Genomic DNA, 24,917 nt, shown 5'->3' with positions numbered 1-24,917 from the left:
TTTGCTTACCGGGGCTACGGGTTCCCGGTCGCCTGCTGACTCGTCGCCCCAACAATACGCGGCAAGCGCCCCCAGTGGGGCAATCTCTATTGCACGCCGAACGCCGGGAATAGCTACGATTTCTTATTCTGCTCGCGCAGCATGGCTTCTCTTAAAATCGCATTCAGCCGCGTTTGATAGCCTTTTCCCGGGCGCTTAAGCCACTTCATCACATCGGCATCAATGCGCACTGAGGCCTGCGTTTTCAGCGGCCGATAAAATTTACCGCGAACCGCCTCTGACCACGGCTCATCGTCCGAAGAGGGGATGTCGCTGTAATCAATGTCATCATCTGATTTTTTCGCCAGCGCGTTGAGTTCGTCTTCACACTGAGCGGTAAGCGCTGTCGGGTTATCGCGTTTATGTTTAACCATGTTCATAACGATTCCTCTCTTTCTTGTCCGCCTTCCGGGCGCTGATAATACGAATGACCTCCGTTCCACTTTCAAAACGGACCGAATGCGCCACAAGAACAACAATAACTCCATGAACGAGCCCGATGGTTTGCCAGCGATACTCACCATTTTCATAGCGATCATGTCGGGAAAGATGTTGCGGGTCGTCAAAGACTAACACCGCCTCCTCGAAGCGAATCCCATGTTTTTTAGATTGCTTGTTGCCTTGTTTGCATCCCATTCAAACTCCATTGGCATAACATTCATCCTGATTGTATATACAAAAAAGTATATACAATTGTCTGAAGATTATACTGACAGTGTTGGAAAAAACCTCACATTTTCAGAGTAGAGTTTGTAAAGATTTTTCCCCCGGTGGCGCTACGCTTACCGGGGCTACGGGTTTGCAGCCGATGGAGCCAGTAGCCCGGACAAGGCGCGTCAGGCGCCGCCTCCGGGGAGCAACCGCAGGGCGATTCAGGCGGTGGCGCAGCGCTCAGCCGGGCTACGGGTTCCGGCTCGCCTGCGGCTCCTCGCCATAAAAAACCATCCCTTTATACGGCTGCTCGCGGCAGGCGGCCAGGCGCTGAGCGAGGCTGCCGACGTGCAGCTCCAGCTTGTGGCCATCGGGATCGAGGAAGTAATAAGACGCCCCTTCGCTGCGGTTCACCTTCCACATCGTCACCCCGGCCACTTCCAGACGGGCGGCAAACCCGGAGAAGTCAGCTTCGGCAATGCTAAAGGCGTAGTGGGTATAATCGCTCTCCTCCGGCGGAGTGATGCGCCGCTGCGGATCGAGGGACAGGCACAGCCACAGATCGCCGCAGGCAAGATAGGCTCCGCCGTCCCAGCGGGCATGCAGCGTCATCCCCAGCAGCTGGTGATAAAACGCCACGCTCGGCGCCAGGCGGCTGACCGCCAGGGTCAGGTGATTCAATCCGCTTAACATGACTTATCCTCTAATGACATCACGATTTGCTGACGCAGCCATTGATGGGCCGGGTCGCGATGCCAGCGCTCGTGCCACAGCATCAGCATATCAAACCCGGCCACCGCCAGCGGCGGCTCGACGACCATCAGACCACTTACCCCACGCGCCAGACGCTCCGGAACCACCGCCACCAGCTCGCTGTTGCGCAGCGTCTCCAGCATAAACAGGAAATGTGGCACCGAAAGGACAACCCGTCGCGCCAGGCCAATATTAGCCAGCGCGATATCGGTCGCGGCATGAAAACCGCCGCCGTCCGGCGAAACAATCACCTGTTCCAGCTGGCAGAACTGCGCCAGGCTGAGCGCCGATTGCAGCGCTGGATGCCCGACTCTGCCCGCCAGCACATAGCGTTCACTGAACAAGACTCGCTGATGCAGCTCCGCCGGCGCGCCGTCACGGGTATGGAAAAACAGATCCACTTCGTCACGCTCTGCCTGCGACACCAGCCGCGAGGGCTGCAGCTCAAAGACCGCCAGGCGGCTGCCTGGGGAGGCCCGACGCAGCGTGTGCAGCGCCGGAAGTAAAATCGCCGAGGCCATATAATCTGTCGCCGCGACGCGCCAGGTTTGCGCCGCCGTCGCCGGATCAAAATGGCTGGCAGGCGCCACCGCCAGCTCGAGTGCGGCGAGCGCATCGCGCAACGGTCCGCGCAGTTCATCAGCGCGGGCGGTCGGCAGCATCCCGCGCGGCCCGGGCAGCAGCAGCGGGTCGGCAAAAATTTCCCGCAGGCGCGCCAGCTGAATGCTCACCGACGGCTGCGACAGGTTGAGCCGCTGCGCCGCCCGCGTGACGTTATTCTCACTCAGCAACACGTCGAGGGTGCGCAGCAGGTTGAGATCCAAACGATGTAAATTAATCACGGCTATACCTGAGATTTAAGCAATTAATTTCTACTATAGTGTCAGCTTGCTTACTCTGCAGCTCTCCATCGCTCAGAGGTGATTACCATGAAAGTACTGCTGATTTACGCCCATCCGGAACCGCGCTCGCTGAATGGCGGTTTAAAAGATTTTGCCGTGCAACATCTGCAGCAGGCCGGGCACGAGGTGCAGGTCTCCGATCTCTACGCCATGCGCTGGAAAGCGGGCTTTGATGCTGACGACAGCAGTGCCCCGCCGGTTGGCGAGTTCTGGCGCTCGACGCTCGATTCAAAGCAGGCTTTTGAACAAGGAACCCAAAGCGCAGATATCGTTGCGGAGCAAGAGAAACTGCTGTGGGCGGATACGGTGATTTTTCAGTTTCCGCTGTGGTGGTTCTCGATGCCCGCCATTATGAAAGGCTGGATCGACCGGGTTTACGCCTATGGTTTTGCCTATGGCGTCGGCGAGCACAGCGACCGCCACTGGGGCGACCGCTATGGTGAAGGGACGCTGGCGGGCAAACGGGCGATGCTGATCGTCACCACCGGCGGCTGGGCGGAGCATTACGCCCCGCGCGGTATCAACGGCCCCATCGACGACATCCTGTTCCCCATCCAGCACGGAATGCTGTTCTACCCCGGTTTTTCGGTGTTGCCGCCGCTGGTGTTCTATCGCACGGAGAAAACGGACGAGCAGCGCTTTGCCCGGCAGTGCCGCGAGCTGGGGCAGCGGCTGGATACGCTGGCGGAAACGCCCCCCATCCCGTTCCGCCGGCAAAACCACGGCGACTATCTGATCCCCTCCCTGACGCTGCGCCCGGAGCTGGCGCCTGGCGAATGCGGATTTGCGCTGCATCAGACGACAAAGTCATGTCTTCCCGGTGATTGCTGAGATACCGCAGATATCACCGGAATTCATATGACGAATTGTGACCCCCCGCGCAATAACGACAATCCACGGCGCGACACCGCCCCGCATCTTGATCGCTATCAAAAATAATCATACCGTCTGGTCGGTATGATTCGGGCCATGAATATGGAAGCCCAGCACCGAAAAAAAGATCCTGCCCGCCGGCATCAGCAGCTGCTGGAGTCGGCGGCAATGATTGCCGGCCGGGATGGCATCGCGTCGCTCTCGCTGAATGCCGTCGCCCGTGAAGCAGGCGTCAGTAAAGGCGGGTTGCTGCATCATTTCCCCAACAAGCAGGCGCTCATTTTTGCGCTGTTCGCCCGTCTGCTGGCCATTATGGAAGAGGCCATCTCGGGGTTGATGGCGGCCGATAATGTCTCTTATGGCCGTTTTACCCGCGCCTACCTGCACTATCTCTCTGACCTGACGGATACCGACGAAAGCCGGCAGCTGATGGTGTTGTCCCTGGCGATGCCGGATGAGCCGGTGCTGAGAAAATGCTGGCGAGACTGGATGCTGGGGCATCTGGCGCAGGGCGATGCGCTGGATAATAGCCATACCGGCACCCTGGTGCGCTATGCGGCGGACGGTATCTGGCTGTCGGAACTGACGGAAGGACGCACCATGGGCGCCGACCACCGCCGATCGCTGGTGCACGATCTGACGCGGATGACGCTTCCGGCGTGATGCCGGAAAAGCCTGCCCCGTCAGGCGTTATGGATGGTTGCAGGCCGTCTGGGCACCCGGGCATACGTGAAATATGTAGACGCTCCCTGGGCCAGACTGACAAATAAAATAGCCTCATGTAGGCTCTTAGATTGAGGCCGCGATGCGCTACAACATCAATGCCCGTCTCATTTATGATGCAACGGACGGCACACTCACCCTACCGGGAAGCAGCGAACCGGACAGCCAGCTGTCTATCACTGCCAGCGCGCTGCTCTACTATTTCCTGCGCCATACCGATGTTATCAGCCGCGATGAGGTACTGAAAAAAGTCTGGGATGACAACGGATTAACATCATCCAATAGCAACCTCAACCAGTATCTGAGCATGCTGCGCAAAACCTTCCGTCATTACGACATCGAGAACATCATCGTCACGGTGTCGCGCGGTATGCTGCAGCTCAACCCCGAATTAACCATCGCCATCATTGACGACATACCGGAGGCACCTCCCGCGCCCGCGGCAGAAGTCGCGCCGGTGCAGGAGTGCGAGCCCCCCCTCGCCCGCGCCGAGGAAGCGCCCGCCCTCTCACGGCATGCCCGGGGCACCTGCTGGTATATGGCCAGCGCCAGTCTGCTGGCCATCGCGCTACTGTTGCTGGCGTTTGCTTTCGTCGGCGGCAGTGAATCCCGTCCCATCACCCTGACGCAGATGACCCACAGCCAGTGCGAGCTGCTGGCCAGTGACGAGATGCTGCGTTCGGTCTCCGCCAGCGCCTACGGTAAGAATTTTGATGAGGTACGCCAGCGGCTGAAGCTCGAGTGCAAACCCGGCGAGCGTCTGGTCTTCTTTTATGGCGACCGGCTGGAAACCAACGGGCTGGGCCGGGTGTTCCTCGCCCACTGCGCCATGCATGAAGACAACCCGTTCAGCTACTGCGATAACTATTTCTACTACTCCTGGAAGCCGCAATGAGACTCGCTCCTCGCCCCTTTTTCGCCCTCTCTACGCTGGTATTTATCGTCGCGACCGGGGTCAGCGCCTGGAAACTGCTGCCCGTTGAAAAAGACGGGGTGATGAGCTGCTCAACCAAAGCCATCATGCGTTTTGAGAACATGGAGAAAGAGAACGTCAACGGCAATATTCATTTTAATTTTACCGCCAACGGCAAGGGCTCGATGGTCGTCGAGGGCTATACCGACTCCGCGGCCGGCTGGCTCTATCTGCAGCGCTACGTCAAGTTTAACTGGACCAGCCAACGCATCTCATCTACCGAACGCCACTACCGCATCAGCAAGTGGGAATCCAGCGCCTCGTCAATCGATGAGTCGCCGGACGTGATCTTTGCCTACTTTATGCGTGAAATGTCCGACAGCCATGATGGCCTGTTTCTCAACGCCCAGAAGCTCAACGAGAAAGCAATTCTGCTGAGCTCCATCAACTCTCCACTCTATGTCTGCACCCTGAAATCCGGCAGTCAGTTCGATTAATCCCACTCCCCTGCTTTCCCGGTATTGCCTCGCCGCGAAACCGCACTTTTTGCATTTATCTGGCGGTAAAAAACATGACCATACCCACACTTAATGGAGGGTAATATTACCCCGCGTCCGCAATAAATTAGCACCCCATTAACATTCCCCGCGGCGCGTCTCAACGCGCTAAAAACCGCCCGTGACAACGCCAAATCCCGCACGCTCGATCAGCACAAACAGATAAATCAGCGGCTATAAAAGGCTAAATCACAGATTAAAAATCTAAAAATAAAACTTTCACGGATTTAAATTTCACTCCCTCTGCGTTTCCCTATAGTGGACGTCGAACGCCGCTGCCGCGTGTTGACGCCGTTACGCGGACGGTTTTCCCGAATCACAAAACCTGTTCTGGAGGAGATCACAATGGGTGATGCATTGGGGCTTATTGAAACCAAAGGCCTGGTGGCCTGCATTGAAGCAGCGGATGCCATGTGCAAATCCGCCAACGTCGAGCTGATTAGCTATGAAAACATCGGCTCCGGCCTGGTCACCGTCATGGTGAAGGGCGATGTCGGCGCGGTAAAAGCGGCGGTGGATTCCGGCGTGGAATCGGCGCAACGCATCGGAGAAGTGGTGACCTCGCTGGTGATTGCACGTCCGCATAACGACATCAACAAAATCGTCATTAAACACAAGGCTTAAGGCCAGGAGAACGCAAATGGGTGATGCATTAGGTCTGATTGAAACCAAAGGTCTGGTGGCTTGTATCGAAGCGGCGGATGCGATGTGTAAAGCCGCCAACGTCGAGCTGATCGGCTATGAAAACGTCGGTTCCGGGCTGGTCACCGCGATGGTGAAAGGTGACGTCGGCGCGGTGAAAGCGGCGGTGGATTCCGGTGTGGAATCGGCACAGCGCATTGGGGAAGTGGTGACCTCGCTGGTTATCGCCCGTCCGCATAACGACATCAACAAGATCGTCGCACATTACAAAGTGACGGAATAACGGGAGACAACATGATGAAAGAAGCGCTTGGTCTGATCGAAACCAAAGGTCTGGTGGCCTGTATTGAAGCCGCCGATGCGATGTGTAAAGCCGCCAACGTCGAGCTGATTGGCTATGAAAACGTCGGCTCCGGGCTGGTCACCGCGATGGTAAAAGGCGACGTCGGTGCGGTCAATGCGGCCGTTGATTCCGGTGTGGAGGCGGCAAAACGCATCGGTGAAGTGGTCACCTCTCGCGTCATTGCGCGTCCGCATAACGATATCGAAAAAATCGCGTCGCAGCATAAAGCATGACCTGACAGGGCGTGCCCCGTCTCCACTCTTTTAGTCTGATGAAGGATAGACTCATGATTGAACTGGATAACGATTTGCAGTCCCGCCAGAACGCGCGGGAACTGGTGCGCAGCGCCAAAAAGGCTCAGGCGATTCTGGCCACCTTTTCGCAGCAACAAATCGACGCCATCGTGAAAAACGTGGCCCAGGAAGCCGCGCACCACGCCGAAGCGCTGGCGAAAATGGCTGCGGAAGAGACCGGATTTGGCAACTGGCAGGATAAAGTGCTGAAGAACCGTTTCGCTTCGCTGCGCGTTTACGACGCCATCAAAGATATGAAGACCGTCGGCATCATTCATGACGATCCGCTAAAAAAAGTGATGGACGTGGGCGTGCCGCTGGGCGTGATTTGTGCGCTGGTCCCGTCAACAAACCCAACCTCTACCGTGATCTACAAAACGCTGATTGCCCTGAAAGCCGGCAACGCGATTATCTTCTCCCCGCATCCGGGCGCGCGTCAGTGTAGCTGGAAGGCGATTGAGATCGTCAAGCGCGCCGCCGAAGCCGCAGGCGCGCCGGCAGGCAGCGTTGATGCCATTAGCCAGCTGACCCTCGAAGCCACTTCAGAACTGATGCACAGTAAAGACGTCTCGCTGATTCTGGCCACCGGCGGCGAAGGCATGGTGCGCGCGGCCTATGCTTCTGGCACCCCGACCATCAGCGGCGGCCCGGGAAACGGACCGGCCTTTATCGAGCGCAGCGCCGATATTCATCACGCGGTGAAAGATATTATCACCAGCAAAACCTTCGATAATGGCGTGATCTGCGCCTCCGAGCAGTCGATCATCGTTGAACGCTGCATTTACGACGAAGTACACCGCGAGCTGGAAGCCCAGGGCGCCTACTTCATGAATGAAGGTGAAGCGGCCAAAATGGCGGCTCTGCTTCTGCGCCCGAACGGCACCATCAACCCGAAAGTGGTGGGTAAAACTGCGCTGTATCTCAGCCAGCTTGCTGGCTTCAGCGTTCCGGCCAGCACTAAAGTGCTGATCGCCGAGCAGACCACCGTCTCTCACCAGAACCCTTACTCTCGCGAAAAACTGTGTCCAGTTCTCGGCCTGTATGTGGAAGAGGACTGGAAAGCGGCCTGCCACCGGGTGATGGAACTGCTGACCAACGAAGGCCTCGGCCATACGCTGGTAATCCATACCCGCAATCAGGATGTGATTCGTCAGTTCTGCCTCGAAAAACCGGTTAACCGCATTTTGATTAACACCCCGGCGGCGTTAGGGGGCATCGGTGCAACCACCAATATCACGCCGGCGCTGACGCTCGGCTGCGGCGCCGTTGGCGGCGGTTCCAGCTCCGATAACGTCGGCCCGATGAACCTGCTCAACATCCGCCGGGTCGGCTACGGCGTACGTTCCATCGATGAACTGCGCGCCCCGGGCAGCCGCCCTGAACCGCAGCCGACCATCGTCACGCCGGCAGCTAACCCGCAACGCAGCATTCTCGACGACGTGCGCTTCACCTCTCCTGGCGCCGCGACCCCCGTCGCGCCCCCCGGCAGCGCAGGGGCAGATAACCGTTTTGCTGTCGCCGCCGCCGTCGAAGCGGAAGGCGAGATCAACGAGCAGAACGTGGAACGCATCATCCGCCAGGTGCTTGAGCGCTTAGGCCAGTAACGCATTGAAATAAGGCGATAAAAACAATGATTCTCGCAAAGGTAGTCGGACATGTCGTCGCCACGCAGAAATGCGCTGAGCTACGCGGCAGTAACCTGCTGCTGATCGTCAAACTGGACGATGACCAGCAGCCCATGAAGGACCAGACCTGGGTCGCCGTCGATAGCGTCGGCGCCGGCATGCACGACATCGTTCTGGCTGAAGAGTATTTCGCGCTCAACGCCGAGCGTTACAAAGCCATGTCGGTGGTTGCCATTGTCGAGAACGTGTTTCGGGACGCTTAAGGAGTGAATAACCCAATGAGTGAATTTTTGCTGAAACCCCGGATCCGCTTTGGCCAGGACGCGCTAGTGGTTCTGGACGAGCTCCCCGCCCGCAACGTCCTGCTGGTGACCGACAAGGCAATGGTCAAATTTGGTCTCGCCGAACGCGTGACGGGCCCCTGGCGCCAGCGCGGCATCACCTTCCAGGTCTGGGATGACGTGGTAGCGGATCCGGATATCGCCACTATCGTCCGCGGGATGAAGTTGATGGATGCCAGCTATCCGGATCTGGTGGTGGCGTTGGGCGGCGGGTCGGTCATTGACGCGGCCAAAGCGGTTATTTTCGCCCTGGCGCAGACCCGTCCGCAGGCCGGACGCCAGCGTCCCTGCTTCGTGGCGATCCCGACCACCAGCGGTACCGGTTCCGAAGTGACCGCCTTTTCGGTCGTCAAGGCCGATGCCGAAAAACTGGTGCTGGTGGATCCGACGCTGCTGCCGGATATCGCCATTCTCGACCCGGCGCTGGTGGCTTCGGTCCCGCCGGCGATCACCGCCGATACCGGAATGGACGTTCTGTGCCACGCGCTGGAGGCCTACGTCTCCCGCGCCGCCAGCGACTTTTCCGATGCGCTGGCTGAAAAAGTGGTGCAGCAGGTTTTCCGCTATCTGCCCACCTGCTGGCGCAGCGGCGACAACCTGCTGGCTCGCGAAAAGATGCACAACGCCTCCTGCATGGCGGGCATGGCGTTTACCAACGCCTCGCTGGGCATTACCCACAGTCTGGCCCATGCGCTGGGCGGCGTTTTTCGCGTCCCCCATGGCCGTGCGAACGCGCTGTTAATGGCTGAGGTAGCGGCCTGGAACGCCGATTATCACGGGCAGTGCGCGACCGACGCCGCGCGCAAATATGCGCGCTTAGCCCATCTGCTGGATCTGCCTGCGGCCAATACCCGCCAGGGCGTCGCCAGCTTACTGGTCGCTATTCAGACATTAAAAGACGAGATGACGATGCCGACCGGCATTAGTGACACCGGCATTGCCAGTGCTGAGTTTGAGCAACGCCTGACGGAGATGGTTGGCCAGGCGCTACGCGACAGCTGTACACCGACCAATCCACGCACGCCGGACGCCAACGCGTTGATCGAGCTTTATCGCCGGGCCTGGAGCGGCAGCCGGTAATTGCCCGGCGGCGCTGCGCTTGCGCGGGCCGACAAGGGGCCGAATGTCAGGCCGGGTCAGGCGTCAGCCGCCCCCCGGCAGAAACACAGACACAGTACTCACCGCAGGGTTGCTATCAGCCGCGGAACAGAACATCTGGAGAATACTACATGGCACACTACAGCTTAACGCCGCGCGTCCACGTGCTGGCTGAACGTTTACTCTCACAAAAAAGCACCCTGTGCACCGAACATGCCGCCACGTTGAACGCCCTTGATGGCGATATCGCGGGCATTCCTGCCGCCGTCAAGCCGGCGCGTCGTTTCTATGAGTTGATGCGCCAGCTGCCGCTGTGCATCAGCCCCGATGAGCTCATTGTCGGCGACCAGACCCGCAAACCGCACGGGGCAATTTTTCACGATGAAAGCGCCGCGCAGCGTCCGTCGGCATTCCGTTTCCTGAATCTCAGCAGCGACCTGGACTCCCCGGATTACCGGCTGATTATTGAAAAAGGCGTGCTGGCGATTAAACACCAGCTGGAAGAGAAAACCCGCAGCCTGGGTAGCGCCGTCAGCCGCAGCGGTATGGATGAAGTCAACGGCTGCCGCGCCGCCATTTATGCCTGCGACGCCCTCCTCGCCCTGGCGCAGAATCTGGCCACCAGCGCCGAAACGCTCGCGGCGGCGGAAAGCAACCCGTATCGCCAGGCCGAACTGCTGGAGAGCGCGGCGATTCTGCATCACGTTCCGGCCCACCCGGCACGTAACTTCAAAGAGGCCTGCCAGGCATTTTATCTGTTTCAGCTGGCGCTGCAGCTGGACAACGGCAGCTATGCGGTGAACCCGGAAGGTGCCGATAAGGCGCTGCTGCCGTGGTATCAGCGCGACATCGCCAACGGCACCCTGACGCCGCAACGGGCCTATGAAATCGTTGAGTGCCTGTGGTTCAAGCTGGCACAGCTGAGCGAAGTCCGCGCCGCCTGCGCCATCGACGGCTACCCGATGTTCGACGCCCTGCGCCACGGCGCCAGCCTCGATGACCCCAGCACGATCATCAACGAACTGTCCGCGCTGTTCCTCTGCGCACAACGCAATCTGAGCGCGCTCAATCTGCCGGTACGCCTGTTCCACGGCGTACAAAAAGTTTCCGCCGCGCCATTTGCCGCCTGTAGCGAAACCACAACAGCAGAAGGGCTGACCCCGCGCATGCAGCGCCTGCGTAACCACTACCTGACGGTGCGCCCGAGCGTCTCTATTTACCGCGCGCTGGCCTTTACCGAGGTGGTGAAAGCGAATCCGGGTATGCCGACCATTCTGCTGCGCGCCAAAGCTTTCCGTCACGCCTGCGAAACCGCGCCGATTCTGATTCAGGACGATGAGCTGATCGTCGGCCATCCGTGCGGCAAGCCGCGCGCGGGGGCCTTCTCGCCGGATATCGCCTGGCGCTGGGTGCGCGACGAGCTCGATACCATGAGCACCCGTCCGCAGGATCCGTTTGAGATCAGCGAAGCAGATAAGAAAACCATCCGCGAAGAGATCGTACCGTTCTGGGAAGGTCGCTCGCTGGATGAGATCTGTGAAGCCCAGTACCGCGAAGCGGGCGTGTGGGCGTTCAGCGGCGAAACCTTCGTCAGCGACCTCTCCTACCATCAGATCAACGGCGGCGGCGATACCTGCCCGGGCTATGACGTGCTGCTGTTCACCAAAGGGATGAACGGCATTAAAGCCGACGCTGAGGCGCATCTTGCCAGCCTGAGCATGGAAAACCCGGAAGATATCGACCGCATCTACTACTACAAGGCGGCGATTGAAACCTGCGAAGGGGTGATCAACTACGCTCACCGCATCGCCGCGCGCGCCCGTGAGCTGGCCGCTATTGAGCAAAACGCCCAGCGCCGCGCCGAGCTGTTGACCATTGCCGAAGTGAACCAGAACGTCCCGGCGAACCCGCCGAAGACCCTGCAGGAAGCGCTGCAAAGTATCTGGACCGTGGAGTCGCTGTTTGAAATTGAAGAGAACCAGACCGGGCTGTCGCTGGGCCGCGTAGACCAGTACTGCTACCCGATGTTTGAAGCCGATATCCGCGAAGGCCGCCTGACTCACGAAGCTGCGCTGGAGCTGCTGCAGGCGTTTATCATCAAATGCGCCGAGCTGATGTGGATGTCGAGCGAGCTGGGGGCGAAATACTTCGCCGGTTATCAGCCGTTTATCAACCTGACCGTTGGCGGACAGAAGCGCTCCGGCGGCGATGCCTGTAACGACCTGACTTACCTGATTATGGACGCCGTGCGCTTTGTGAAGGTTTACCAGCCGTCGCTGGCCTGCCGTATCCACAACCAGTCACCGCAGAAATATATGGAAAAAATCGTCGACGTCGTCAAGGCGGGGATGGGTTTCCCGGCCTGCCACTTCGATGACTCCCATATCAAAATGATGCTGCGTAAAGGCTTCGATTTCGAAGACGCGCGCGACTACTGCCTGATGGGCTGCGTCGAACCGCAGAAATCCGGCCGTATCTATCAGTGGACCTCTACCGGTTACACCCAATGGCCTATCGCTATCGAGTTCGTCTTAAACCGCGGCCGGATGGTGCTGTTTGATAGCTATCAGGGGCTGGATACCGGCGACCTGCGCGAACTGCGCACCTTCGAAGCCTTTGACGCGGCGGTGAAACAGCAGATTGCCCATATCGTCCGTCTGTCGGCCATTGGCACAGTGATCAGCCAGCGCGTGCACCGCGACGTGGCGCCGAAACCGCTGATGTCGCTGCTGGTGGAAGGCTGCATGGAGAGCGGCAAAGACGTCGCCGCCGGCGGCGCGATGATCAACCACGGCCCGGGGCTGATCTTCTCCGGTCTGGCGACCTACGTCGATTCGATGGCGGCGATTCGTAAGCTGGTATTCGAAGATAAGAAATACACCCTCGAACAGATGCGCGATGCGATGCTGGCGAATTTCGAAGGCTTTGAAGCCCTGCGCCGCGACTGCCTGAACGCGCCGAAATACGGTAACGACGATAACTACGTTGACCAGTACGCACTGGATATTACCGAGTGGACCGAGCGCGAGTGCCGCAAGTACAAAATGCTCTACTCCACGCTGAGCCACGGCACCCTCTCTATCTCCAACAACACGCCGATTGGCGAGCTGACCAACGCCACGCCGAACGGCCGCCTGGCATGGATGCCGCTTTCCGACGGCATCAGTCCGACGCAGGGGGCGGATAAGCAGGGTCCAACCGCCATCATCAAGTCAGTCAGCAAGATGAACGTGGAGACCATGAACATCGGCATGGTGCATAACTTCAAGTTCCTCCAGGGGCTGCTGGATACTCCGGAAGGTCGTCACGGCCTGATTACCCTGCTACGCACGGCGTCGATTCTCGGCAACGGCCAGATGCAGTTCAGCTATGTCGATAACGAAGTGCTGAAAAAAGCCCAGCAGGAACCCGAAAAATATCGCGACCTGATCGTCCGCGTCGCCGGCTACAGCGCCTACTTCGTTGAGCTGTGCAAAGAGGTACAGGACGAAATTATCAGCCGTACGGTGATTGAGAAGTTCTGATAAGGACACGGACGTTTTTGGACACGGATGTCCCGATCGTTTTACTGGAGGTAGCTGTGAGCGCAAAACAAGAATTAACCGGGCGAATATTCAATATTCAGAAATATTCGATCTACGACGGCGATGGAATTCGCACACTGGTTTTTTTCAAAGGCTGCAATATACGCTGCCCATGGTGCGCTAACCCGGAGGGGCTGAATAGCCAGTTCCAGGTCATGTTCTCGCACGACAAATGCATTAACTGCGGCGACTGCGTCAATGTCTGCCCGGCCGGCATTCACTACCGGGCAGAAGAAAACGGCGAGATGAAGCATTTTGTCGACCGTAATAAAGACTGTATTGGCTGCCGCAAATGCGAAGAGATTTGCACCCAGAACGCGCTGGATATTATGGGTAAAGATGTCACCGTCAGCGAGCTGATGGACATCATCATGCAAGATTATGACTTCTACATCGCTTCCGGCGGCGGCGTGACCATCGGCGGCGGCGAAATGAGCCTGCAAACCGATTTTGCCGTGGCGCTGTTCAGCGAATGCAAAAAGATGATGCTCAATACCGCCATCGAAACCCAGGGTACGACCCCGCTGGCCAATTATCAAAAGCTGGCGCCGGTAACCGACACCTTCTTATTCGATATTAAGCAAATCAACAGCGAACACCATAAAGCGTTATTTGGCATCGGCAATGAAGGTATTCGCCGCAATCTGGAATGGCTGGTGGACTCCGGCGCTAACGTGATTATTCGCATGCCGTTGGTTCGCGGATATAACGACTCATTCGATGCCATTACCGGGGCTATTGATTATGTGCAGAAACTGGCGAAGCGCGGAAATATCCGCCGTATCGACATGCTGCCGTACCACCAGCTGGGCCGCAAAAAATACGAGCGCCTGGATATGCCCTACCCCATTACCCAGGACCCGTCTTATTCGTCCGAAGAGCTGAACCAGCTGGAGACGTTCTTCACGCAGTTTGATTTTGATATTCGCTTAGTCCGCCATTAACAGGAGCCGACAATGAAAAGTTTAGGCGTAATTGAAACGCGAGGGCTGGTCACCGCCATTCAGGCCGTAGACGCCGCTTGTAAAGCCGCAGGCGTGACCTGCATTGGCTATCGCAAAATCGGATCGGGGCTGGTCAGCGTCTGCTTCGAAGGCGAGATCAGCGCCATCCACACCGCTATTGAGCGCGGCGTTGAGGTGGCGGGCGCTGCGCAGCACGTCAAGTCGCTGGTCATCGCCCGTCCGGAACCCAGCGTGGTGGCGGCGCTGAGTCATCTGAAAGGTCGCCCGGAGGCAAAACCGCCCGCGGACCACGCTGACATGAAAAACGTGGACGAGAAAAACGCAGTACCGCTACCGATGGAAAAAGTCGCGCCGCAGACGCCGCCTTCCCCGCCAGCACCGGGGGAGCCGGAAGATAAAAATGCCGCGATGAAGAAAGGGAAGAAGGCATGATCGACACCCTGCTACATGAAAAAATCACCGCCCGGCTGACGCGCTCCGCGCCCGATATCCCGGTCGGTATCTCTAACCGCCATGTTCATCTGTCTCAGCAGGATGTCGAGGCGCTGTTTGGCCAGGGTTATGCGCTGACGCCGTTTAAACCCCTGCGCCAGCCGGGGCAGTTTGCCGCCCAGGAGTGCGTTACCGTCGTCGGCCCGAAGGGCTCGCTCGCTCAGGTTCGCGTCCTCGGGCCAACCCGCCCGGTGACTCAGCTGGAAATCTCCCGCGCCGACTGCTTTACCCTCGGCATCAAAGCGCCGGTTCGCGAATCTGGCCAGCTGGAGAACGCGGGTAACGCGCTGCTGATCGGCCCGGCAGGCCACGTCGAATTGCGTTCTCAGGTGATCTGCGCCTGGCGGCATATCCATATGTCGCCGCAGGATGCGCGGCAGTTGAACGTCGCCAATGGCCAGAAGGTGAGCGTTCGCAGCAACGGCGAACGCCAGTTGACCTTCGACGAAGTGGTGGTGCGGGTGCGCGAGGACTTCGCGCTGGAATTTCATATTGATACCGAAGAAGCCAATGCCGCCGGACTGAAAAACGGCGCGCAGGTCACGCTCATCGCTTAACGGAGGCCAGCCATGACCGACGAACAGATGGAATACCTGGTGGAACGCATTATTCAGCGCCTGCGGCCGCCGGTACTGGTGATGGTTGGCCCGGCCGCGGGCTATCGCCAGGCCATCCGCAGCCGTCTGGCGGGATGCGGACAGCGTCTGCAGCTGGCGCTGGACGAAGGAGTGCCGGATGCCGCGCAATGGCAGGCGGTCGGTGAAACGCTGCCGGGCGATACCTGGCAGGAAGCGCTGCCGTCGGCAAGCTGGCGGGCCGTGGTGGTGCCGTTTCTCGACTATCCGCTGGCGGCCGATCTGGTGAACGGCACCTTGCAAAACCCACAAGCCAGGCGGTTGCATGCAGCTCTGCTTGCCGGCCTGCCGGTACTGGCGCTGCGCTATCACTGCGATCCGGCCAGCGAGTTAAACCAGCTGCGCGGAGCAGACAGCGCTACGCCCTACGCCGAACATATGCAGTCCACGTTGACGAGGCTGACGGCATGCGGTGTCACGCTGTGCACCATGAATGAGCTACTGGCGAAGCTGGCGGCAGGAACAGAGGCGCTCGCTCAGGTACCCACCGCCGGCACGCGGCGTTATCTCACTGTCACAGACATCGTGAATAATCCGGCGCTGGCCTGCGCCCCCGAAGCGCAGTTAACCGATGCCGCTATCGATTTTTTGAAAAACAGAAAAAAAGAACCCTACCTTAATAAATAGATCCGGAGTTTATTATGTCTTCAAAAACAAAATGTTGGCTATGGATGCTGTTGGTTATCCTTTCGGAAACCTCGGCCACTTCCACCCTGAAAATGTTCGGTAGCAGCGAAGGGAGCACCAAAATGCTGCTGCTCGGGCTGCTGGTGCTGCTGTACTGCACCTGCTACTACTCCCTTTCCCGCGCGGTGAAAGATATTCCCGTTGGTCTGGCATACGCCACCTGGTCCGGTACCGGAATTCTGGTGGTGTCGACGCTGGGGATGGCATTTTACGGTCAGCATCCGGACACCGCGGCGATTATCGGCATGGCCGTTATCGCCAGCGGCATCGTTATCATGAATCTGTTTTCCAAAATGGGTAGCGAAGAGAGCGAAGATACGCCAGCTAAACCGGTTGCTTCACCCTCATCTCTGGACAAAAAAGTCGCCAACTAACGCAAAAGGAATCGCATATGTTTAATCTCGGATTTTTATGGTTGGCGCTGTCTATCGGCTCCGAAATCACCGGTACCTCGATGATCAAAAAGACCAACGGCTTTAGCAAACTGGCGCCATCGGTACTGGTGGTCTGCGCCTACGGCCTGTGCTACTTCGCCCTCACTCGCGCGATGAGCACGATTCCGGTGGGCGTCGCCTACTCGCTATGGTGCGGCTTTGGTATCGTCGGCGTCACCATCTGCTCGATGATCCTCTACAAACAAAAACCGGATCTGCCGGCGATCCTCGCCATGGTGCTGATTATTTCCGGCGGCATCATCATGAACGTCTTCTCCAGCATGTAAGTCCCGCCTGCGCCTTCATTGAGTTCCATGAGGGCGCAAAACCGCACTCTGTAAACCGTTATTGCCGCAATAAAAAAAACCGCTTTCACTGCCGCCGCGTTTCGTGGCAGGATAGTCTGATGAACAGAATCGTCGTCATTGCCCGCCCATATCGTTGGTGGCTGCCTGCATAACAGGCGGCACGATTCACTTTTCCATTTTTAAAGCCGCCGGAAGGCGGCTTTATCGTTTCTCAGCGACGTCTTTCGGCTTAATAGCATCGTAAGGAGTCTCTGATGAACACCAACCCGACCATTCTTACCGGCGATCGCCCCACCGGCCAGCTGCATCTCGGCCACTACGTGGGATCGCTACGTCAGCGCGTGCAGCTTCAGCACGATCATCAACAGTTTATCCTCATCGCCGATCTGCAGGGATTAACCGATAACGGCAGCGACCCACAGAAAATCAGCAGCAATATCTTTGAGGTGATGGCCGATTATCTGGCGGTAGGTATCGACCCGCACAAGACCACGATTTGCCTGCAATCGGCGCTTCCCGCCCTGGCGGAGCTGAGCGCGCTGTATATGAATATCGTCACCGTCGCCCGCGTCGAGCGTAACCCGACGGTCAAAAGTGAAATCGCCCAGAAGGGATTCTCCCGTTCACTACCGGTCGGTTTTCTGGCCTACCCCATCAGCCAGGCGGCCGATATCACCGCGTTTAAGGCCGGTCTGGTGCCGGTCGGCGACGATCAGCTGCCGATGATCGAACAGACCAATGAGATCGTCCATAAAATGAATAGCCTGACCACGACGCCGGTACTGCAGCACTGCCGGGCGTTGCTCAGCGATGTCAGCCGTCTGCCCGGCATTGACGGCGGCGCCAAGATGTCAAAGTCGCTGGGCAATACGCTCACGCTCTCGGCCAGCGAAGAGCAGATTCGTCGTGCGGTCGGCGCAATGTATACCGACCCGACCCATCTGCGGGTCAGCGATCCTGGCCAAATCGAAGGCAATGTTGTCTTTACGTACCTCGATGCTTTCCATCCCGACCCTGCCTTCGTCGCTGAAATGAAGGCGCATTATCAACGCGGCGGACTGGGTGACCGACAGTGCAAAAACGCGCTGGAGGAGTGTCTGCAGACGCTGCTGGCGCCCATTCGCCAACGCCGGGCAACGTATATTGCGGATAAAGGAATGTTGCTGGAGTTGCTGCGTCAGGGTAGTGAGCGGGCGCATCGTCTCACGCAGCAAACGTTGCATGAGGTGATGCGCGGATTAGGATTGCCGGTTCTGTTCTGAGCGCCGGGGCGCGACGCCTTAATGCTGCGGGTCCTGCTCACCCTGGTGCATCTTCACGCAGTCGCGCCCGCTGCGCTTGGCCACGTACAGCGCGCTGTCAGCGTTGCGCAGCAGCCGGTTATAATCCGGATGGCCGGTATGCACGGCAAAGCCCGCACTGGTGGTAATCGCGATATTGGTCTCGCCGCCGACGTTAAACGGGAGCTGGCTAATGCTTTTACGTAAGCGCTCAAGGAGCGCAAAAGCCTCGGCCGCGCCGGTTTCCACCAGCACCAGCAGAAACTCTTCGCCGCCGTAGCGAAAGATATAATCGCTGGAGCGGATGTTATTGCTGAGCAGGTCGGCAACGTGCTTGATTGCCCGGTCGCCCACCATATGGCCCCAGTTATCATTAATCTCTTTAAAATGGTCAATATCCACAATCGCCACCGTCATCGGCAGTTCATGTTCCATAGCGAGCGTGACCTCATGCTTGAGGACGACCGGCAGATAACGGCGGTTTAGCAGGCTGGTCAGAGTGTCTTTGCCGTTCTGCATCTGCGACAGACTGCTGAAGATAACCCCGAGCTGGCTGCTGATTTTCTGGCAATGGATGTGGATGCTCTGGAGCAAAGTTTGCGTATTTTTATATTCTGCGCTGCTGTCTGAGGATTTCCAGCCGGCGATTAAATTGTCTACCTGCGTAATCAAGTCGGCGATCTCTTCCATCTGCGCGTTCTTGTTAAAATAGCGCACGCATTTATGACGGAACCACAGGCCAAACTCAGATTCAGATAATAACGTCCCGTTAATATCGCTCTTATTTTCACTGACAATATTAAAAATCGCGCTATTTTCCCAGCCGGAGAGCGAAACCTGCTGTTTGCCATATTCCATTGGCACATTATCCATCAGGCTATACAGACGAAAGGCTTCTTCATTTTTCGTCGCCCGATAGTGCGATAAGGTGTAGGCATGGCACATCATCTCGATCGCCATATTAATCGCCATTACCGCGTAGTGGATGGTCGCAAGACCGGTCTGGTGATCAATCTTATCGTTATCCCGCACATATTCAATCAGCCCGGCCTTGAGCTGGCGCGCGCCGCGCAGTACGGCCTCGGCGGGGATGCCGATGCGCGCATGAATACTGCCAATATGGTATTGCCTTTCTGCCAGCGCCTGCAGCTGTTCTTTCTCGCTGGTCAAAATGTCGTTGACCCACACGGCCAGCGAACGGCTAAGACGTTCCTGAACCAGATCGTAAGTCAGGTGGCGGGCGATATCGGGATCCTGAAAAATGAAGTCATAAAAACGAGCGGCCAGCGCCTCAGACTGCTCAGCGGCAATATTTTTAAGAATCGCCTTCACTTCCGGCTTCAGGCCGTCATACAACGGCAACCACTCCTTAAAAATAACTGAGATATATTTCTTGCTTTCATCGCTCATTAAATAAAGCACTCGCCGACATAAGTCTATTTTCAAGGCCGCAAATCATACAACAGTTCGCCCTGGTCAACCAGATTAAAAATTCAGCAACCGGGCTTCCCGCTCGCCTGTCCAACCGTTTGCGGCGATTGGCGCTGCGACAGCAATAACCCATTTTAATCGTATGGACATACTCGCGGTAAATGCTAGTATCCCATAGACAGTAGCTATATTTATGCGTGTTTCATTTAAGGCCAGGATTGCTGATGATGACCACATTCATAGCACATCTATTTCACCGGGTAGTCGCGCAGCTGGACGTGCGCGCCGGTCGGCCTTGCCCCTCCCCACCTCTGTCTTTCAAAGGGATAACGCTCCGTGCGACGGAGAGAAGAAACGCGCATCACTCAGCAATATGGAACAGAGCGAGTAGCGTATGGACAAAATCAAACAGCACTGGGCCTGGTGCCTTATCGGCCTGCTGGCGGTTATCGCCGCCCTGATATGGTGGGCATTGCGTCCGCCGGGACTTCCGCAGGGCTTTGCCGGCAGCAACGGCAGAATAGAAGCCACCGAGGTGGATATCGCCACCAAAACCGCCGGACGCATCGACGCCATTCTGGTCAAAGAGGGGCAGTTTGTGCACAAGGGCGAGGTGCTGGCGCGGATGGATATTCGGGTGCTGAACGAACAGCGCCTCGAAGCGGCCGCCCAGATTAAAGAGGCGGAAAGCGCGGTCGCCGCCGCCAAAGCGCTGCTGGATCAGCGCCAAAGCGAAATGCGCGCCACGGAAGCGGTGGTGAAACAGCGGCAGGCGGAGCTAAACTCCACCGCCAAACGCCACGTGCGCTCCAGCGCGCTGTCACAGCGCGGCGCGGTGTCAGCCCAGCAGCTTGACGATGATCAGGCGGCAGCGGAAAGCGCCCGGGCAGCGCTCGAATCCGCCAGAGCCCAGGTCTCAGCGGCAAAAGCGGCAATTGAAGCCGCCCGTACCAGCATTATTCAGGCCCAGACCCGCGTTGATGCCGCTCAGGCAACCGAACGGCGCATCCTCGCCGATATTGACGATAGCGAACTCAAAGCGCCGCGCGACGGCCGCATTCAGTATCGCGTCGCCGAACCGGGCGAGGTCCTGGCCGCCGGCGGCCGGGTGCTGAATATGGTCGACCTCTCCGATGTCTATATGACCTTCTTCCTGCCTACCGAGCAGGCAGGCCTGCTGGCGCTGGGCAGCGAAGCGCGCATCGTGCTGGACGCGGCGCCGGGCCTGGTGGTGCCTGCCCATATCAGCTTTGTCGCCAGCGTCGCGCAGTTTACGCCAAAGACGGTAGAAACCAGCGATGAACGCCTGAAGCTGATGTTCCGCGTGAAGGCCCGCATCCCGCCGGAGCTGCTGGAGCAGCATCTTGAGTATGTGAAAACCGGTCTGCCCGGCATGGCGTATGTCCGCCTGGATAGCCAGCGGGCGTGGCCCGATACGCTCACGGTGAGGTTACCGCAATGAGAGGCGTTGAGCAGGATACTCACCCACCGGTCGCCCTGCTGGAACACGTCGGCCAGCGCTTTGGCACCACCGTCGCGCTGCGGGATATCACGCTAAGCATCCCCGCTCGTCAGATGGTCGGCCTGATCGGCCCTGACGGCGTCGGCAAATCCAGCTTACTGTCGCTGATTTCCGGCGCGCGGGTCATTGCGCAAGGTAACGTGATGGTGCTCGGCGGCGATATGCGCGATGCGCGTCACCGCCGGGATGTTTGCCCCAAAATCGCCTGGATGCCGCAGGGGCTGGGTAAAAACCTCTATCACACCCTGTCGGTGTATGAAAACGTTGATTTCTTTGCCCGCCTGTTTGGTCATGACAAAGCCGAACGCGAGAACCGCATCGATGAACTCCTGCGCAGCACCGGACTGGATCCTTTCCGCGATCGCCCTGCCGGGAAATTATCCGGCGGGATGAAGCAGAAGCTCGGCCTGTGCTGCGCGCTGATCCATGACCCGCAGCTGTTGATCCTTGATGAACCCACGACCGGCGTTGACCCACTTTCTCGCGCCCAGTTCTGGGCGCTGATTGACAGCATCCGCCAACGCCAGCCGGAGATGAGCGTACTGGTCGCCACGGCCTATATGGAAGAGGCGGAACGCTTCGACTGGCTGGTAGCGATGAACGCGGGGGAAGTACTGGCGACCGGTAGTGCCGCAGAACTTAAAGCGCAAACCCGCAGTCAGACCCTGGAGCAGGCGTTTATCGCCCTGCTGCCGGAAGCCCAGCGCAAGGCGCATAAAGAGGTGATCATTGCGCCGCGTAACGCTCAGGAAAATGACATCGCGATTGAAGCCCGTGGCCTGACCATGCGCTTCGGTAACTTCGTGGCGGTCGACCATGTGAACTTCCGCATCGCGCGCGGCGAGATTTTTGGTTTCCTCGGTTCGAACGGTTGCGGTAAATCAACCACCATGAAAATGCTGACCGGCCTGCTGCCCGCCAGCGAAGGCGAAGCCTGGCTATTTGGTCAGCCGGTCAATCCCAGGGATATCGAAACCCGGCGCCGCGTCGGCTATATGTCGCAGGCTTTCTCCCTCTACAGCGAACTGACCGTCAGGCAGAACCTCGAACTGCACGCCCGTTTATTTCACATTCCGGATGCCGACATCCCCACTCGGGTGGCGGAAATGAGCCAGCGTTTTATGTTAACGGAGGTCGAAGATGCGCTGCCCGCCTCTCTGCCGTTAGGTATTCGCCAGCGCCTTTCGCTGGCCGTGGCGGTGATCCATCGTCCGGAAATGCTGATCCTGGATGAACCGACTTCCGGCGTCGATCCGGTCGCCAGGGATATGTTCTGGCAGCTGATGGTCGATCTCGCCCGCCAGGATCGAGTGACGATTTTTATCTCGACCCACTTTATGAATGAAGCCGAGCGCTGCGATCGCATTTCGCTGATGCACGCCGGGAAGGTACTGGCCAGCGATACGCCGCAGGCGCTGGTTGCGCAGCGCGGGGCGGCAAACCTTGAAGAGGCGTTTATCGCCTGGCTGCAGGATGCCCAGCGGCCCGTCGAACAAATACCGCCCGCCCCGCCGGTTAGCGCTCCCGCCGGAACGACGGCCCCACGCCAGGCGTTCAGCCTGCGGCGACTGTTTAGCTACAGCCGACGTGAAGCGCTGGAGCTGCGGCGCGATCCGGTACGTTCGACCCTGGCGCTGCTGGGTACCGTGATTCTGATGTTCATCATGGGATACGGCATTAGCATGGACGTGGAAGATCTGCGCTTCGCGGTCCTCGATCGCGACCAGACCTTCAGCAGTCAGGGCTGGTCGCAGAATATCGCCGGTTCGCGCTACTTCATTGAGCAACCGCCGCTGCAGAGCTATGACCAACTGGACAGACGGATGCGCAACGGCGAACTGGCCGTCGCCATTGAAATTCCGCCTGATTTCGGCCGTGATATTGCCCGCGGCACGCCGGTAAAAATTGGCGTCTGGGTGGACGGCGCTATGCCTAACCGGGCTGAGACAGTGCGCGGCTACGTCCAGGCGATGCATCTGGCCTGGCTGCAGGAGATGGCCGGACGGCAGGCGACGCCCGGTCGCGATACCTCGCTGATATCCATCGAGACGCGCTATCGCTATAACCCGGACGTGAAAAGCCTACCGGCCATTGTTCCGGCGGTGATCCCGCTGCTGTTGATGATGATCCCGGCGATGCTCAGCGCGCTGAGCGTGGTACGTGAAAAAGAGCTGGGTTCAATCATCAATCTGTACGTCACGCCGACGACCCGCAGCGAGTTTCTTCTGGGCAAGCAGCTGCCGTATATCGCGCTGGGCATGTTTAACTTCTTCCTGCTGTGCGCGCTGTCGGTCCTGGTGTTTGGCGTGGCGCATAAGGGGAGTTTTCTGACCCTGACGCTGGCGGCGCTGCTGTATGTCACCATCGCTACCGGGTTGGGGCTGCTGATCTCGACCTTTATGAAAAGCCAGATTGCGGCCATCTTTGGCACCGCCATTATTACGCTGATACCGGCCACGCAGTTTTCCGGGATGATTGACCCGGTCGCTTCGCTGGAGGGGCCAGGTCGCTGGATTGGGCAGATTTACCCGACCAGCCACTTCCTGACCATTGCCCGCGGCACATTTTCAAAAGCCCTGAATCTGACCGATCTGTGGGCGTCCTTTATACCGCTGCTGATAGCTATCCCGCTGGTGCTCGGCCTCATCGTGTGGCTACTGAAAAAACAGGAGGGATGATGCGCGGATTACGCAATATCTATCATCTCGGCATCAAGGAGCTGCGCAGTCTGCTCGGCGATAAGGCGATGCTGACCTTAATCCTGTTCGCCTTTACCGTATCGGTCTATTCCTCAGCGACCGTGATGCCGGGGTCGCTGCATTTGGCGCCTGTCGCGATTGCCGATATGGATAAATCGCAGCTCTCTTCGCGAATTATCAACGGCTTTTATCGGCCGTGGTTTTTACCGCCTGAGCTGATTAATGAAGATGAGATGGATGCCGGGCTGGATGCCGGGAACTATACCTTTGCCATTAATATCCCGCCCAACTTTCAGCGTGATGTGCTCGCCGGACGGCAGCCGGAAATTCAGGTGAACGTCGACGCCACGCGTATGAGCCAGGCGTTTACCGGCAATGGCTATATCCAGAATATTATTAGCGGGGAGGTGAACAGCTTCGTAGCTCGCTATCGGGGTAACGATACCCTACCGGTCGAGCTGGCGGTGCGCATGCGCTTTAACCCCAATCTCGAACAGGAGCGTTTTGGCGCGGTCATGGCCATCATCAATAACATCACCCTGCTGGCCATCGTGTTGACCGGCTCAGCGCTGATCCGCGAGCGCGAGCACGGTACGATCGAACACCTGCTGGTCATGCCGGTAACGCCATTCGAAATTATGCTGGCAAAAATCTGGTCGATGGGGCTGGTGGTGCTGGTGGTTTCCGGGCTGTCGCTGCTGCTCATGGTCCAGGGAGTGCTGCAGGTGCCGATTGAAGGTTCCATCCCGCTGTTTATGCTGGGCGTGGCCCTGAGCCTGTTTGCCACCACGTCCATCGGTATCTTTATGGGAACAATAGCTCGCTCGATGCCGCAGCTGGGGCTGCTGATGATTCTGGTGCTGCTGCCGCTGCAGATGCTGTCTGGCGGCTCGACCCCGCGGGAAAGCATGCCGCAGGCGGTGCAGGATATTATGTTAACCATGCCGACCACGCATTTTGTCAGCCTGGCGCAGGCGATTCTGTATCGGGGGGCTGACTTTGCCATCGTCTGGCCGCAGTTTTTAACCCTGATGGCCATCGGCGGCGTGTTCTTCACTATCGCACTGCTACGTTTTCGTAAAACGATTGGTACGATGGCGTGAGTGGCGCGCGGTGGCCGTCCGTCA

General features: G+C 58.2%; 25 protein-coding genes and 1 pseudogene. 21 read left to right on the top strand and 5 right to left on the bottom strand.

Annotated features, from left to right (window positions below):
• Window positions 1-113: 113 nt before the first annotated feature.
• The 4 genes and pseudogenes from MC50_RS11645 to MC50_RS11630 form a co-directional block, all read right to left on the bottom strand.
• Entirely contained in the window at window positions 114-419 is a 306-nt protein-coding gene (locus MC50_RS11645; protein WP_047663949.1) for a BrnA antitoxin family protein, read from the bottom strand.
• Window positions 406-692, bottom strand: a pseudogene (locus MC50_RS11640) (BrnT family toxin). The gene MC50_RS11645 and the pseudogene MC50_RS11640 overlap by 14 nt, the downstream one beginning before the upstream one ends.
• A gap of 247 nt (window positions 693-939) precedes the next feature.
• The gene (locus MC50_RS11635) at window positions 940-1,383 is read right to left on the bottom strand and encodes a FosA family fosfomycin resistance glutathione transferase (RefSeq protein ID WP_047663948.1); all 444 of its coding nucleotides are present in this window, start codon (window positions 1,381-1,383) and stop codon (window positions 940-942) included.
• On the bottom strand, window positions 1,377-2,285 hold the full coding sequence (locus MC50_RS11630) for a LysR family transcriptional regulator (RefSeq protein WP_047663947.1): 909 nt from the start codon (window positions 2,283-2,285) through the stop codon (window positions 1,377-1,379). The genes MC50_RS11635 and MC50_RS11630 overlap by 7 nt, the downstream gene beginning before the upstream one ends.
• An 87-nt stretch (window positions 2,286-2,372) precedes the next feature.
• Here MC50_RS11630 and MC50_RS11625 point away from each other — a divergent pair, with 87 nt between their 5' ends.
• The 18 genes from MC50_RS11625 (at window position 2,373) to trpS (ending at window position 18,120) form a co-directional block, all read left to right on the top strand.
• The gene (locus MC50_RS11625; RefSeq protein WP_032697902.1) at window positions 2,373-3,176 is read left to right on the top strand and encodes an NAD(P)H-dependent oxidoreductase; all 804 of its coding nucleotides are present in this window, start codon (window positions 2,373-2,375) and stop codon (window positions 3,174-3,176) included.
• Between the two features lie 126 nt (window positions 3,177-3,302).
• Window positions 3,303-3,881 carry a TetR/AcrR family transcriptional regulator gene (locus tag MC50_RS11620; protein WP_047663944.1) on the top strand — a complete coding sequence of 193 codons (579 nt, stop codon included), beginning with the start codon at window positions 3,303-3,305 and terminating at the stop codon, window positions 3,879-3,881.
• Window positions 3,882-4,023: 142 nt separating this feature from the next.
• Window positions 4,024-4,836, top strand: coding sequence for a winged helix-turn-helix domain-containing protein (locus tag MC50_RS11615; RefSeq protein ID WP_094898375.1), 813 nt, complete (start codon window positions 4,024-4,026; stop codon window positions 4,834-4,836).
• Complete coding sequence (locus tag MC50_RS11610; protein WP_032689643.1) at window positions 4,833-5,351, top strand: FidL-like protein; 519 nt, start codon at window positions 4,833-4,835, stop codon at window positions 5,349-5,351. The genes MC50_RS11615 and MC50_RS11610 overlap by 4 nt, the downstream gene beginning before the upstream one ends.
• Window positions 5,352-5,756: 405 nt before the next feature.
• Complete coding sequence (locus MC50_RS11605; RefSeq protein WP_010634659.1) at window positions 5,757-6,035, top strand: BMC domain-containing protein; 279 nt, start codon at window positions 5,757-5,759, stop codon at window positions 6,033-6,035.
• A gap of 16 nt (window positions 6,036-6,051) precedes the next feature.
• Window positions 6,052-6,336, top strand: a complete 285-nt coding sequence (locus MC50_RS11600; RefSeq protein WP_004857488.1) for a BMC domain-containing protein — start codon at window positions 6,052-6,054, stop codon at window positions 6,334-6,336.
• A gap of 14 nt (window positions 6,337-6,350) precedes the next feature.
• Window positions 6,351-6,629, top strand: coding sequence for a BMC domain-containing protein (locus MC50_RS11595; RefSeq protein ID WP_015585230.1), 279 nt, complete (start codon window positions 6,351-6,353; stop codon window positions 6,627-6,629).
• A gap of 53 nt (window positions 6,630-6,682) precedes the next feature.
• Window positions 6,683-8,293 (top strand): acetaldehyde dehydrogenase (acetylating), encoded by a 1,611-nt coding sequence (locus tag MC50_RS11590; protein ID WP_053090486.1) that lies wholly within the window; start codon window positions 6,683-6,685, stop codon window positions 8,291-8,293.
• 26 nt (window positions 8,294-8,319) lie between these two features.
• Entirely contained in the window at window positions 8,320-8,577 is a 258-nt protein-coding gene (locus MC50_RS11585; protein ID WP_004857483.1) for a EutN/CcmL family microcompartment protein, read from the top strand.
• Between the two features lie 15 nt (window positions 8,578-8,592).
• Entirely contained in the window at window positions 8,593-9,735 is a 1,143-nt protein-coding gene (locus MC50_RS11580; protein WP_047663942.1) for a 1-propanol dehydrogenase PduQ, read from the top strand.
• Between the two features lie 149 nt (window positions 9,736-9,884).
• Window positions 9,885-13,277: a choline trimethylamine-lyase gene (gene cutC, locus MC50_RS11575; protein WP_032689645.1), complete on the top strand. Its 3,393-nt coding sequence runs from the start codon at window positions 9,885-9,887 to the stop codon at window positions 13,275-13,277.
• Between the two features lie 56 nt (window positions 13,278-13,333).
• Window positions 13,334-14,281: a choline TMA-lyase-activating enzyme gene (gene cutD / locus MC50_RS11570; protein WP_004857478.1), complete on the top strand. Its 948-nt coding sequence runs from the start codon at window positions 13,334-13,336 to the stop codon at window positions 14,279-14,281.
• 12 nt (window positions 14,282-14,293) lie between these two features.
• Window positions 14,294-14,734: a BMC domain-containing protein gene (locus MC50_RS11565; RefSeq protein WP_047663940.1), complete on the top strand. Its 441-nt coding sequence runs from the start codon at window positions 14,294-14,296 to the stop codon at window positions 14,732-14,734.
• On the top strand, window positions 14,731-15,351 hold the full coding sequence (locus tag MC50_RS11560) for a phosphate propanoyltransferase (protein ID WP_032689648.1): 621 nt from the start codon (window positions 14,731-14,733) through the stop codon (window positions 15,349-15,351). The genes MC50_RS11565 and MC50_RS11560 overlap by 4 nt, the downstream gene beginning before the upstream one ends.
• 12 nt (window positions 15,352-15,363) lie before the next feature.
• Window positions 15,364-16,056, top strand: coding sequence for a hypothetical protein (locus tag MC50_RS11555; protein ID WP_032697895.1), 693 nt, complete (start codon window positions 15,364-15,366; stop codon window positions 16,054-16,056).
• Window positions 16,057-16,070: 14 nt separating this feature from the next.
• Window positions 16,071-16,490: a DMT family transporter gene (locus MC50_RS11550; RefSeq protein ID WP_032689651.1), complete on the top strand. Its 420-nt coding sequence runs from the start codon at window positions 16,071-16,073 to the stop codon at window positions 16,488-16,490.
• Window positions 16,491-16,507: 17 nt separating this feature from the next.
• On the top strand, window positions 16,508-16,837 hold the full coding sequence (locus MC50_RS11545) for a DMT family transporter (RefSeq protein ID WP_004857466.1): 330 nt from the start codon (window positions 16,508-16,510) through the stop codon (window positions 16,835-16,837).
• Window positions 16,838-17,112: 275 nt separating this feature from the next.
• Window positions 17,113-18,120: a tryptophan--tRNA ligase gene (gene trpS / locus MC50_RS11540; protein WP_047663939.1), complete on the top strand. Its 1,008-nt coding sequence runs from the start codon at window positions 17,113-17,115 to the stop codon at window positions 18,118-18,120.
• An 18-nt stretch (window positions 18,121-18,138) separates the two neighbouring features.
• On the opposite strand, the gene MC50_RS11535 is transcribed toward trpS, so the two are convergent.
• The gene (locus MC50_RS11535; protein WP_047663936.1) at window positions 18,139-19,548 is read right to left on the bottom strand and encodes a diguanylate cyclase; all 1,410 of its coding nucleotides are present in this window, start codon (window positions 19,546-19,548) and stop codon (window positions 18,139-18,141) included.
• Between the two features lie 415 nt (window positions 19,549-19,963).
• Here MC50_RS11535 and MC50_RS11530 point away from each other — a divergent pair, with 415 nt between their 5' ends.
• Genes MC50_RS11530 through MC50_RS11520 form a run of 3 tightly spaced genes read left to right on the top strand, consistent with a single transcriptional unit; the run spans window position 19,964 to window position 24,893 of the window.
• Window positions 19,964-21,031, top strand: coding sequence for an HlyD family secretion protein (locus MC50_RS11530; RefSeq protein WP_032697892.1), 1,068 nt, complete (start codon window positions 19,964-19,966; stop codon window positions 21,029-21,031).
• On the top strand, window positions 21,028-23,769 hold the full coding sequence (gene rbbA, locus MC50_RS11525) for a ribosome-associated ATPase/putative transporter RbbA (protein WP_047663934.1): 2,742 nt from the start codon (window positions 21,028-21,030) through the stop codon (window positions 23,767-23,769). Before MC50_RS11530 ends, rbbA begins: the two co-directional genes overlap by 4 nt.
• Window positions 23,769-24,893 (top strand): ABC transporter permease, encoded by a 1,125-nt coding sequence (locus MC50_RS11520; RefSeq protein ID WP_032689657.1) that lies wholly within the window; start codon window positions 23,769-23,771, stop codon window positions 24,891-24,893. Before rbbA ends, MC50_RS11520 begins: the two co-directional genes overlap by 1 nt.
• The last annotated feature ends 24 nt before the right edge of the window (window positions 24,894-24,917 follow it).

The organism is Klebsiella planticola, from assembly GCF_000783935.2.
Classification (GTDB): domain Bacteria; phylum Pseudomonadota; class Gammaproteobacteria; order Enterobacterales; family Enterobacteriaceae; genus Klebsiella; species Klebsiella planticola.
This window is presented reverse-complemented; position numbering and strand designations above follow the sequence as displayed.